The sequence below is a fragment of the Lachnoclostridium edouardi genome, from assembly GCF_900240245.1.
GTDB lineage: Bacteria > Bacillota > Clostridia > Lachnospirales > Lachnospiraceae > Lachnoclostridium_A > Lachnoclostridium_A edouardi.
Genome location: NZ_OESQ01000001.1, coordinates 2,675,018 through 2,687,436, shown reverse-complemented (window position 1 = coordinate 2,687,436; position 12,419 = coordinate 2,675,018). Strand labels below are relative to the sequence as shown.

The 12,419-nt window shown below is 44.4% G+C and carries 9 protein-coding genes; 1 reads left to right on the top strand and 8 read right to left on the bottom strand.

Translation table 11 applies throughout. From position 1 onward, the window contains the following. Nucleotides 1–47 precede the first annotated feature (47 nt). The 8 genes from C1A07_RS12795 to addB are packed head-to-tail and all read right to left on the bottom strand — an operon-like array spanning nt 48 to nt 11,764. Nucleotides 48–632 carry a nucleotidyltransferase family protein gene (locus tag C1A07_RS12795; protein ID WP_101877441.1) on the bottom strand — a complete coding sequence of 195 codons (585 nt, stop codon included), beginning with the start codon at nt 630–632 and terminating at the stop codon, nt 48–50. A 15-nt stretch (nt 633–647) separates the two neighbouring features. Beyond that, nucleotides 648–1,451, bottom strand: a complete 804-nt coding sequence (gene yqeB, locus C1A07_RS12790) for a selenium-dependent molybdenum cofactor biosynthesis protein YqeB (RefSeq protein WP_101877440.1) — start codon at nt 1,449–1,451, stop codon at nt 648–650. After that, the gene (gene yqeC, locus C1A07_RS12785; RefSeq protein ID WP_101877439.1) at nt 1,448–2,251 is read right to left on the bottom strand and encodes a selenium cofactor biosynthesis protein YqeC; all 804 of its coding nucleotides are present in this window, start codon (nt 2,249–2,251) and stop codon (nt 1,448–1,450) included. The genes yqeB and yqeC overlap by 4 nt, the downstream gene beginning before the upstream one ends. Continuing rightward, nucleotides 2,223–2,459 carry a DUF3343 domain-containing protein gene (locus C1A07_RS12780; RefSeq protein WP_101877438.1) on the bottom strand — a complete coding sequence of 79 codons (237 nt, stop codon included), beginning with the start codon at nt 2,457–2,459 and terminating at the stop codon, nt 2,223–2,225. Before C1A07_RS12780 ends, yqeC begins: the two co-directional genes overlap by 29 nt. Continuing rightward, on the bottom strand, nt 2,456–3,610 hold the full coding sequence (locus C1A07_RS12775; RefSeq protein ID WP_101877437.1) for an aminotransferase class V-fold PLP-dependent enzyme: 1,155 nt from the start codon (nt 3,608–3,610) through the stop codon (nt 2,456–2,458). Before C1A07_RS12775 ends, C1A07_RS12780 begins: the two co-directional genes overlap by 4 nt. Beyond that, the gene (gene selD / locus C1A07_RS12770) at nt 3,607–4,656 is read right to left on the bottom strand and encodes a selenide, water dikinase SelD (protein WP_101877436.1); all 1,050 of its coding nucleotides are present in this window, start codon (nt 4,654–4,656) and stop codon (nt 3,607–3,609) included. The genes C1A07_RS12775 and selD overlap by 4 nt, the downstream gene beginning before the upstream one ends. A gap of 39 nt (nt 4,657–4,695) precedes the next feature. Then, nucleotides 4,696–8,367 carry a helicase-exonuclease AddAB subunit AddA gene (gene addA, locus C1A07_RS12765; RefSeq protein ID WP_101877435.1) on the bottom strand — a complete coding sequence of 1,224 codons (3,672 nt, stop codon included), beginning with the start codon at nt 8,365–8,367 and terminating at the stop codon, nt 4,696–4,698. After that, on the bottom strand, nt 8,345–11,764 hold the full coding sequence (gene addB / locus C1A07_RS12760) for a helicase-exonuclease AddAB subunit AddB (RefSeq protein WP_101877434.1): 3,420 nt from the start codon (nt 11,762–11,764) through the stop codon (nt 8,345–8,347). Before addB ends, addA begins: the two co-directional genes overlap by 23 nt. 155 nt (nt 11,765–11,919) lie before the next feature. Here addB and C1A07_RS12755 point away from each other — a divergent pair, with 155 nt between their 5' ends. Next, a complete protein-coding gene (locus C1A07_RS12755; protein WP_101877433.1) occupies nt 11,920–12,354 on the top strand; it encodes a hypothetical protein in 435 nt (144 codons plus the stop codon). The last annotated feature ends 65 nt before the right edge of the window (nt 12,355–12,419 follow it).

Genomic DNA, 12,419 nt, shown 5'->3' with positions numbered 1-12,419 from the left:
GTTAATAACTTTACCCATCATATCATAATCTGACGTATTTGACTATCTTAATCTCCCTGCTCCCGGATTGGAAAATCTATATCCCAAAGCTCCTTTTCATGCTCCACCTGCATATAAAATACATCCTCCTGGTGGGACATAATTACTTTCTTTCCTCCCTTGTCCCCCCTTAATTCTAAAAGCTCCCTCCAGTATTTTCTCTCAAACACAGCAGGATTTCCTGTCTGTTTGGAAAACGCAGTGCAGCCCATTCCTTTTTTGCTTTTCTCCCACTGACAAATAAGCTTTTCAATAGTTTTTCCGGTGAGCCAGGGCTGGTCGCACACAGTAAAGCAAAGAGCCTGAAGATTTTCATTTTTTTCTGCCTCCAGAACAGCCAGCTTTATAGAATGAGAAATCCCCAGATGGCTGCAATGATTCATAATCACAGTAAAGCCTTGTTTTTCCAGCTCTCTCCCTATATCCTGGTACTGAGTTACTAAAATTTTAGCAGAAAAAATTTTTTTATCTAATGTGAGAATCTGACTGCTGATTCTTTTGTACATAGGAATTCCCTCTACAGGATAAAACAGCTTATTGCCGCCGAATCTTCTGCCGTCCCCTGCCGCCAATAAAACTAAAGCTTTTTCCATGCGACTTCCTTTCCCTTATTTTCTGTCTCCATATTCTAAGGTTAAAATACCTTCTAAAACTCCCCCTCCAATGGCTCTGGCCTTGTCAGACACAGTATAACAGTTGTCCTTTACATCTCTTGGGTCCACATCCCCGGCCTTCATTCCCTTGTAAACCAAAACTCCATCCTGAAGCAAACCTCTGATAACTCCGCCGATTTCCACAGTGATCGGAGTTTCTCCTGCATAACCCACAACATCTCCTGCATTTACAGTTTGTCCTATTTGTGCTCTGCCTTTAAATATTCCCTCCGCCGTGGCTTTAATCAGCCTCTCTTTTCCATAACCTGCGATTAATCCCGGCACTCCAGTATTAGGCGCCGCGCTGCCCTGGTAAATACACCTGCCTAAATCATGGCCTCTTTTCGTTTCTACTACACAGTGACAGTCCTTACCTGCAAAAAAACCTGGCCCCGCCCCAATTACAACAGGAGCGTCTTTAATACATGTGCCTGTATTTTTCTTTGCCAAAATTGCATCCACCAAAACGTCTGGATGCAGTTTTTCCCTGATTTCACAATGTTCATCTACAATCACGCCGATTTGTCTGTGCTCCACAGCTTCTCGTATTTCTTCTGCAGTTTTGCACAAAACTCCTGTGATTCCTTCCACAACAGCCTTTTTTTCATAAACTGCTCTGGAAAAAGCCACAGTCCTCCGCACAGTGGTAGGCGCCGGGATTTCTGTCATTACTACGGCAAAACCGCAGTTATGCAGACGGCAGGCAATTCCTGTTGCCAAATCTCCCGCCCCTTTTATAAGCACTACTTGTCTGTTCATTTTTCCTGCCCCTTCCTTCTAAAGCTGGTAATCCCTCCGTCCAGCTGTGTGATCTCCAGTATTTTTCTTCCGTATTCCAGCCTTTCTTTTGTATCTCCCTTATTTAAAAGGAGCACATATCTCCTGCCCTCTGTTCCTTTTTTTAAACCATCCTCAGACAATATCACTTTTGCCGCCTTCTCAGGAGTAATTACTTCCCCGCCGTTTAAGCCTTTCCCAAGCTCCCACCGGAAGCAAACCTGTTTCCAGGGCTTTCCAATACAGTCCAGCCCTATGCACCCTATGATTACAGAGGTTTCCTTCAGTATTACAGGCTCCCAGGCAGCCGGCAGCTTAATAGGCAGCATCCTGGCTCCGTCCGCCTCCACAATAATTACATCTGCCCAGCTTTTCAGCTCCTCCCACTGTTCCCCCTGAACCATTGTTAATTTTTGAAGGTTCCATGGAATTCCTGCTGTTATATAATCTTCTGGATATTGTTTTTTCCAGGAGGCAAAGTTTTCTGACAAATACCCTTCATCAGGAATTCTTATTTTTGTGCTGGTTGTAAATGCAGTTTTATATCCTGCGGCTGAAAATTCTCTGGCCAGCTGCCGGCCGGCCGTCGTTTTCCCCCCGCCTCCCACCAGACTGATTACAAAAGTCTTTTCCCCATCTGCCTGTAAACCTAATACCTGGTACAAAGGTTTTTTTCTTTTTTTTAAATAGTTTTCTTCTATTGTCCAGATTTCCGGCTTTCTTTCCACCTGGCCTCCCCCTAACATAATGCCTTTAAATTCTGTAAATCCCTGCCGTCTCATACTCAAGCCCTGATTTTTCCATATAAGAAAGAATCATCTCCCGATTTTTTGCCTCAGAGCTCCAGGCTAAACCGCAGCCTGCAGAAATGACAGTGGGAAGGGGAATCATTCTCCCCGGAATCTTATCTCTCCTGCAGCTGTCCTCCATAGCCACAGCCTCAGTAGTAGTGTGAAAGGAAATTACAATTCTGTCTTCTTTTTTTCTCACAGACCTTCCTCCCTGCTAAGCTGCCTGACTGCCTCTATTACCTGATCTACTTCCTCCTCAGTATTCTGCCAGGACAAGCTAAATCTGACCATTCCCTGTTTTTCCGTCCCGTAGGCTTTGTGGAGAAGAGGCGCGCAGTGCCCTCCTGCTCTGGTCTGAATTCCATATCGCTCCGCCAGTTCGTCTGCCACCTCTGCCGAATCATAATCTAAAAAATTAACGGCCACAATAGGAGCCTTCTCCTCTTTCTTTTCTCCGTAAATTTTTACTCCGGGAATTGTCCTAAGGCCCTGATATAACCTATTTGTAAGCATTTTCTCTCTCTGGAAAATATTTTCCCGCCCCATTTTCTCCTGAAATTCTAAGGCTGCCAGCAAGCCTGCTATTCCGTGGCTGTTTACTGTGCCCGCCTCCAAAGCCTCCGGCAGTTTTTCCGGATGGGTTTTGGAAAAGGAATGAATGCCGCTGCCGCCTACTTTTATCGGTTTTATATTTATACCTTTTCTCACGCACAGTCCCCCTGTGCCCTGAGGTCCCATTAAGCTTTTATGTCCTGTAAAGCTTAAAATGTCAATATTCATTTTCTCCATATTAATAGGAAATACTCCTGCTGTCTGCGCCGCGTCTACTAAAAACAAAACTCCGTTTTTCCTGCAGGCAGCTCCGATTTCCTCTATATTATTTAAATCTCCTGTTAAATTTGAGGCGTGAGTGCACACAGCCAGCTTTGTGTTTGGGCGGAAAGCTTTCTGAAAATCTGCTGCGTCCACAGTATTTTTTCCCCTGCTAAAGGGGAGGACTGTAAGGGTTGCCCCCTCCTGCTCTAAAAGGTATAAAGGCCTTAACACAGAATTGTGCTCTAAACATGTTGTCACCACATGGTCTCCCGGCTTTATAAGGCCTTTTATAGCAGTATTTAAGCTTTCTGTCCCATTTAAAGTAAATACTACCTGTTCCGGGCCTTCTGCAGAAAACAGCCTGCACAATTTTTTCCTGGCGGCAAACACTGTTCTGGAGGCGATTAAAGACTGTTCCCCAGCCCCTCTCCCTGGATTGCCCATAAATTCCATAGCCCAGGCCACTGCCTGTATAACAGCTTCAGGCCTTTTAATACTGGTAGCTGCATAATCCATATAAATACTTTTACTCATGGCACTAATCTTACACTTTTCTCTTCCCTTTCCACCACTGTTCCGATTATGGCAAAAGAGGTATTTAAGCCGGCAGCCTTTAAATCCTTTATAATGTTTTCCCCGTCTTCAGGAGAAACGCTGAGCAAAAGGCCTCCTGATGTTTGAGGGTCATAAAAAATATCCTGCTCAAATTCTTTGGCCGCCTGACAATCCACCTTTTTTTCTGTAAATTTTCTGTTTCTGTAAGCTCCCTCAGGCACCATTCCCATTTTAGCATATTCTGCCGCCTCCGGCTGCACAGGCAAAGCGGAAATACTGATCTTTAGCGTTACATTGCTGCCGTCTGCCATTTCAGTTCCGTGTCCTGCAAGTCCAAAGCCAGTCACATCTGTGCAGCTGTGCACATCATACTTTTCGGCTGTTTCCTTGGCAATTTTATTTAAGCAGGTCATAACCTTAATTACCTCTTCCTCTGCTTCCTTAGAAGCCAGCCCTGCTTTTACTGCCGTATTTACAATTCCGGTTCCCAAAGGCTTTGTGAGAATCAGCACATCTCCAGGCTTTGCCCCGCAGTTTTTAAACATTTTTTTAAGGTCCACAAAGCCGGTAACACTAAGGCCATATTTTGGCGCCTGGTCTTCAATAGAATGTCCTCCTGCTAAAACTGCCCCGGCCTCCTTTACCTTGTCTGCTCCTCCTGCCAAAATTCTCCCTAAAAACTCAGGGTTTACACAGTTGGGCCAGGCCACAATATTCAGGGCGATTTTAGGCTCTCCTCCCATGGCGTAAATATCGCTGAGAGCATTGGCCGCAGCCGCCTGTCCAAATACATAAGGATCGTCCGCCACCGGAGGAAAAAAGTCCAGGGTTTGTATAATAGCCAAATCCTCTGAAATCTTGTATACCGCCCCGTCGTCATTTGTTTCAATCCCCACCAGCAAGTTTTCGTCCTGAAATTTAGGAAGGCCTGACAAAATATTCTGCAGGGTGCCTGGACCGATTTTAGCTCCGCAGCCTGCTGCCTGAGACATTTGGGTTAATTTTACTTCTTTATCAGGAATCATACTCTGTTATTCTCCTTCTTTTTCTTCTTTCGCCTTTGATTACAGGAAAATTTCTTTTTGAAGGGCCAGGGAGTAAATAATTTTTTCCTTTACCTTTTTTCCTGTCATCTGTTCTAAAGCTTTTTTATAATAATCCAGCTGTACGCTGTATCTGTGAATTAAAATTTTTTCCTGGCCTGCTGTAATTTGATCTGTTTTATAATCAACTACCGCCAGCTCCCCGTCCTCCTCCATATAAGCGTCAATAATTCCCTGTATTAATATTCTTTCTTCTGAATTGCCAAGCATAAGCTCCCTGGCGGGAACGCCTATAACAAACTGCTGCTCCTTGTGCAGCCTGTTTTCTAAGGCAGCAGTGCGCATTTTCTGTCCTAAAGAGGACTTAAAAAACCCCCACAGCACATCTGCAGACACCAAGTCCCTGTTGGCTTTTGTCAGCAGCCTGTTTTCCACCAGATCATTTAGCTGGGCCTGCAGCTGCTTTTTAGAGCCTATGATTCTAAAATCCAGCAGCTCCAAGGTTCTGTGGTAAGCTGTTCCTCTAAAGACTCCCCTCTCCTTTTTCTCTCCCTCCTCCCGCAAAAACACAGGAACTGTAGGCACAAACTGGCTTTCAGATTCTTCCTCGTCCACCATCTGCCCCTGCTGCTTCAGCTCAGACACAGTCATTTTCGTGTGAAGACTTAAATCCTCCCAAAAAGCATATTGGCTGGACATAATTTCGTCCATCAGGCTGGCCCAGTCATTTTCTCTTTCTTCCTGGCTGTTTTCTGCTTCAAACAGCTTTTCCCTGAAAATGTGCTTCTCCTCCTGGTCCGCCATTTCTTTTCCCAAAAGCTCCCCGGCCGGTATTTCCTTTACTTCAATATTTCCCTCTCCGTCAGCCTGAGTCATTAAAAGCCAGTCTAAAACGCAGCCGGCAGAGGACAAATAGGTAAAGGGAATCTGGCTGTCAAATACAGGCGTCTTAGCCCACTTTTCCTGCTTTTGTTTTATATATTTGTCCGCCGCTGTCATAATCAGCTTTTCTTTGGCCCTTGTCATGGCTACATAAAGAACTCTCAGCTCTTCTCCCATGCCGTCCAGCTCTAATTTCCGCCTGAGAACCTGCTTTTTTAAAGTAGGAATTTTCACCCGCAGCTTCAGGTCTGTATAATCAGCGCTTATGCCCAGCTCCGGATCAATTAACACCTTGCTGTAAACGTCTCTTTTATTAAACTTTTTCCCCAGGCCTGCCAAAAACACTACAGGAAATTCCAGGCCTTTACTTTTATGGATACTCATTATTCTCACTGTATCGTCGTTTTCTCCTAAAGCAGAGGCCTCTCCAAAATCTGTGTTGTACTTTTTCAGGCTGTTAATATACCTGACAAATTGGAATAAGCCTTTATAGCTGCTTTTTTCATAGGAAGAAGCCCGCTGAGCCAGCATGTCCAGATTGGCCCGCCTCACTTCCCCTGCAGGCATGGCGGAAACGTAATCGTAATACCCTGTTTCCCTGAAAATCTCATAAATCAATTCATGTAAGGACAAATACACGCTTTTTTTCCTAAAATCCTCCAGCTGCTTAAAAAAGGATTCCAGCTTTAAATATATTTGCCTATTTTCCTCTGAAGCGTCAAAGCCTTCCTCTTTATATTTCCTCATAAAGTAAAGGCAGTTATCGTAAAGCCCCGGCTCTTTCCCTGTCTCCGTCCCCTTTTTCCCTGCTGCGGCTATATGAGCCATTTCCTGATCCGAAAATCCGGCTGCAGGAGATTTAAGCACTGCCGCTAAAGGAATATCCTGCATGGGATTGTCAATAACAGACAGCAGAGCCAGCACTGTTTCCACCTCTACCGTTGTAAAATAACCTGTTCTGGATTCTGCATAAACGGGAATTCCCTGGTTCATTAAAATATTTTGAATCACCTCGGCCCAGCCTGTAAGACTTCTTAAAAGAATTACCATGTCTCTGTACCTGGCTCTTCTGTAGCCTGTTTCCTTGTCCCACACCATAAGGCCTGTTTCAGGATCTGTCATTTCCTTAATCTTTTCCCCTATCAGCCTGGCTTCCATTTCTTTTGCAGTGTAATCCATGTGCTCTTCATCCAGCTGTTTCATTATCTCTATATCTGTATCCACTAAAAGCAGCTGCGTTTTCCCCCCTGCTTCCCCGTTCTCACAAGGGGCGAATTCAGCGCCGGAGTGAAGGGCTGTCTCTTCTGTATAAACAATATTTCCAAGAGACTTTGTCATAATTTTATAAAACACTTCATTTACACTGTCCAAAACTGTTTTTCTGCTGCGGAAGTTTTGATGCAGCTGTATTTTCTGATATCTGCTGTCCTTTTCCTCATAAGACTGGTACTTTTCCAGAAATAAATCAGGCTTTGCCAGACGAAACTGATAAATGCTCTGTTTCACATCCCCCACCATAAACACATTGGGAGTCCCCCGTCTTTCTCTGGAAATACAGCGGATTAAGGTTTCCTGAACATCATTGCTGTCCTGATACTCGTCCACTAAAATCTCTACATACTTATCTGCCAGCTCCTCCGCCGCCTGGGACGGCTTTCTCACCGTCTCCCCAGAAACTTCATCTGTCTTACAGACAGTGAGAACCTCCAGAGCAAAATGCTCTAAATCTGAAAAGTCCACCAGGTTCTTTTCCTTTTTTTCCTCCTGATACCTGATGTAAAAATCCTCCGCCAAATCCACAAGGACCAAAAGAGGCACCGCCGCCCCCTTCATAGCTTCCTTTGTCTCCTCTAAGGGAGTAAAAAAATACAGGTCCTTTATTTTTCCCACAGCCTTTTTCACCAGATTGTGGCAGTCTGATACGTAAGCTTTTTTGTCCGGATCTACTTCCTTGCCCCGCACTGCCGCCAGCCTTCCAAACTTCATCTCCCTTATGGCCTTAGCCAGCTGGTAGTAAGTTTCTCCGGAAAGTAAGTCCTCCAATATTTTTTTATCCTCTTCTATAGCCGCCTCGTAAGGCGCGGGGCCGTCCGGCTCTAAGCAGATTTCATAAGCTTCCTTCACCTGGCGAAGCATTTCCCTTATCTGCACCCACACGTCTTTCATTAAAAAATCCAGCCATTTACCACTGCCTTCTTCCAGCTCCCCGTGATTCAGCTGATTTCTGCAGTCTAAAAACCACTGTCTAGGCCATGGAGTACTTTGGGAAAATTCGTATACCTGAAAAATAACCTCCTCTATTCCAAAATCTCCTCTGCCTGATGAAAAGGCTTCCACAAACTGAAGAAATTCTTCTTTTCCCTCTGCGTACCAGTCCTCTAAAAGCTCTTTCATAACGTCATTTTTTAAAAGGAGAATTTCTCCCTCCTCCCCGATTCTAAAAGCCGGGTCAATGTCCAGACTATTATAATGATTTCTCACAATGGAGGTGCAGAAACTGTCTATTGTAGTAATCTGAGCCTGCTGCACTAAGGTAGCCTGAATCTGCAAATGAGAATTGGAGCTGTCCTCCTCCAGCTTTTGGTTAATCGCCGCCCCGATTCTTTCCTTCATTTCCGCAGCTGCAGCCTTTGTAAAGGTCATAACTAAAAGCTGGTCAATGTCTAACGGGTGTTCTCCCTCTGTAATCATTCTGATAATCCGTTCTACCAGCACCGCTGTTTTTCCGCTTCCTGCTGCTGCAGACACCAGCAGGTTTCTGTTGTGGGATTCAATGACCTGTTTTTGCTTATCTGTCCAGTTTACCGCCATCTTCTCCCTCCTTCTCAATTTCTTTCCATATTTCCTCTGGCTTTACAGACCGGAATTTTTTAAATTCATAGCCGCCAAGCCTTTGGTCAAACCCACAGACGCTGTGATAAGGGCAATAGTCGCAGGCAGACCTGTTTCCCTGTTTATATGGCTTGATGGCTGTATTTCCATCTAAAATCTCCCTGCCTGCCGACTGCAGTTTTTCTCTGGCAAAATAACGAAGAGACTGAAAGCGTTTCCTGCTGGCTACAGAAGATCTGGCCTCCTGTATTATTCCGTCCTTCATAGCCACAGGAATCACATCAGAAGCTTTTTCTATTTCTCTGTCCAGGTGGAAAATCACCTCCAACTCGCTGTTTACTAAGCCTGTCATTTTCAGCTGTCTCAGTATTTCTGCCTCCACATCCTCAGGCTCTGTAACTGCAGTGCCGTCTGCCACAGGGTCTTTAATGTGGTAGTAAAATATTCCCGCCGGAATCACCTTTTTATAAGGATTTTTTCTCTCCTCCATTTCTACAGCCGCGTCCATATATACTACCAGCTGCAGCTGAAGTCCGTAATATAAGGCTCCCAAATCAAAAGCAGTAGTTCCCGACTTGTAATCAATAATCTTTACATAAACATTTTCCTGGTCCTCGCACACGTCCAATCTGTCAATTCTTCCCCGAAGATGCAAAGCCTCCTCCTTAGAAAGAGGAATTTTCATTGCCTTTAAATTGTCCAGAGAAGAAAATGCCACCTCAAAGCCGACAGGGGTAAAATCCCCTTTTTCCAGCTGTTTTGCCAAAGCCCACATAGTTTTATCTGTAATCCGCTCTACCTGGCTGGCAATGTATGTGTTTCTGGCCGTACTTTTTAAAATAGTGTTGCCGTACTCCTCTGCTGTCTGTAAAACGCAGTCCTTCACCAGCTGTTTTCTTTCCTCATCTGTAAGCTCCGGAAGCTTTTTTCTTTCCTCCTGAAGTTTTCTGAAGCAGGAGTCAATAGACTTATGAAATAAATTTCCTATATCTACAGGCGCCAGCTCATACTGCTTCCTTTCCCTCAGCTCTAAACCATAAGTTAAAAAATGAGCGTAAGCGCAGGCCTCATACTGCTCCAGCCTGGTGACGCTGCCGTTTAAAATTTTTCCGTACAGCTCCCTGGCAGCCGCTTTTCCGATTCCCTTTTCCTTATAAGAATAAAACACAGCCTCAGCCAGCCTTTTGGCCTCTTCCTTATACTTATCCTGCTTATAAAACCACTGAAATAAATCAGAGCCTTCTGCCCTTCCCTCTCTGTAGTCCTGCAGCTGCCTGATCATTTGCTCCTTGCCTTCCTCTATGGTTACAATCTCCTTTTCCTCCCCAATATCCCTGGTTCTTAAATCTGGAAATAAACCTTTTAGTTCCCCGATTAAACTGCCCGGCCTAAGGCCTTTTCCGTCCTGGCCCATGCCTGCATATGATAAAACCAGACGGCTGGAAGGCTTTGTCATCATTAAATATAAATAATATCTTTGGTAAAAGCTTTCTTCTCTTACAGTAGGCGCCAGCTCTATGTGATGCCTTTTCAGCAAAGTTCTTTCTTCGTCTGATAAAATACTTTTATTCTCTTTTCTGGCAGGCACAATCCCGTCGTTAATACCTGCAAAAAATAAAATCTTAATGTGGTCCAGCCTGGTTCTGGTTATGTCTCCTACAGAAACTCTGTCTACTGTGGCGGGAATTAAGCCTACTTTAATTTCCTGAAATCCGGCGTCCAGAATCTCCATATATTCCTTCAGCCCTGTTTTTTCCTCCCCTAAAAGAGCCGCCACTCTGTCAAACAACTCCATCACTAATCCATAAACCTGGCTGTACTCTCCTGCCAGAGAATGCTGCCCCTGGTCCTTTAAATACTCTGCAAATTGAAGCAGCTTTTCTTCCGCCTTTATTTCCTCCAGAAAAGCTACTACAGCCTCAGTTCTGGCCTTTACATTTCCCTCCGCCCCCTTCATGCCCTGTCTAAGGCCTGAAAGCGGAGCAATCACCTGGTCTTTATACTGGTTCAGCTCCTCCAGATTCAGATTTTCTCCTCCCTTATAAACCTGGTCCCACAAACTGTTCCACCGCTTAAAGCCCCGGACGCCTAAAGCCAGCACATAATTTTCCAGCCTGTCCCGCATTTCTAAATTATCTGTGGCCAAACCGCATTTTAAATAGCGGAACACAGACTCATAGGAAAAGTCCCGGCGCAGCGCTTCTAAAGCTGAACTGATTAGTTCCACTAAAGGATGATCTGTAATATTTTTCTTATTATCTAAAAAGTAGGGAATCTGATTCTCCTCAAACTGCCTTACAGCCTCTTTTCCATAGCTTTCCAGATCGCCTGTAATTACGGCAATATCCCTGTAGCGAAGGCCCTTTTCCTTTACTGCCTTTTTTATTTCCCTGACTATAAATTTAACCTCCTCCCCTGGATTTAAAGCTTTCCAAAGCTGGATTTCCAAGGGAATTCCCACATACTTTTTTCTGCTGAACCTGTATAAATTCTGCTCCAGAAAATCCAAAGCCGGCCTTTTTTCCCCTTCTTTAAATCTGGGGTAAGGCCTGTCCTCTAAAAATACTTCTTTTTCAATAGGAATCTGATTTCTGTCTGCTATTTCCTTTAAACATGCCAGCATGTGTTTGCTCATATAAAACAGATTCTGGATGCCTCCCTCTATAAAAGGCTCGGCCTCCTTCTCCACAGCTGCCGTCACCTGAACCTGCCTGCAGCAAATCATCATCTGCTCTAACAGCCGGTACTGCACAGGAGTAAAACCAGTATACCCGTCTAAGGCCACATAGCTGTCTCTCATTTTCCCGGATCTGGGGATTAAACGGCACAACACGTCCAGAATTTCCTCTGCAGTAATAAATTTTTCCTCAATATATTCCTGAAAGCCTCCGTAAATAGCCGACAGCTCCCTTAGCTTGCCCCTAAGCAAAGGGCTTCCCGCCTTTTTACAGGCCTCCTCCAACATTTCTCTGGAAATCCCGTACTGATAAAGCTCTGAAATCATAGATTTTACCTGGCTGATAAAGCCTGCCTGCTCCAGATGGCTTTTAAAGACCTCCATGTCTTTTTTTTCTCCCGCCGCCACCTTTCTCAAAATCATGGACTTTCCCATATCGTCTAAAACAGACAAATTTTCCACAGCCAGCTCCTCAAACACTCTGTACGCCAATCTTTCAAAGCTGACAATATCAATGTTCATAGTGCCGTGGCAGGGATGAAGACCTACAATCTCTTTTTGGGTCTGCATAGTAAACTGCTCAGGAACCAGTAAAATAAACTGGCTGTTTTTGTGCTCTAAAGACTGTTTTATTATGTTTTCATATAAAAATCTGGTTTTTCCCGCTCCGGAGCCTCCCAGAATAAACTGCAGGGCCATACAATTCCTCCCACCTTTATTATCTCTACACTATATTACCGCATAATCTGTTTTTTTTCTACGTCTCAAATGGATTTCTCTTTGTTCTGATCATGCTGTTCTAATCGGGAAGGCAGGCTAATACATTGTAATAAACCTATGTGGAGGTCCTTTTTATGAGCTCTAAAACAAAAATTGTTGTACTGCGGATGAAAGAAATTATTTACACTGCTATTTTTATTGGCCTGGGCATTCTTCTTGTATGCCTGTTTCTCATTATGTTCCGGTCCGGAAAAGATGCCGCTCCTACTTCTGCCAAAGCCGGTTCCTACGTCCCCGGCGTTTATACTGCCTCCCTGAAGCTGGGAACAGAGCAGGTAAATGTGGAGGTGACAGTAGACAAAGATCATATTAATTCTATTACCATGGTGCCTTTAAGCGAAGCTGTGACAACTATGTACCCCCTTGTGCAGCCGGCTTTTGACGACTTGGCAAGACAGATCTGCGATACTCAGACTACTGACAATCTTTCCTATCCAAAGGAAACTCAGTATACCTCTTCTGCCCTGTTAAAAGCTATTGACACTGCTCTGAACAAAGCTGCTCCTTAAATATTGCAAATTTTTCTTAATAGGATTATAATATCGTGAGATTTATTAAGGTTACATAAGGCCCG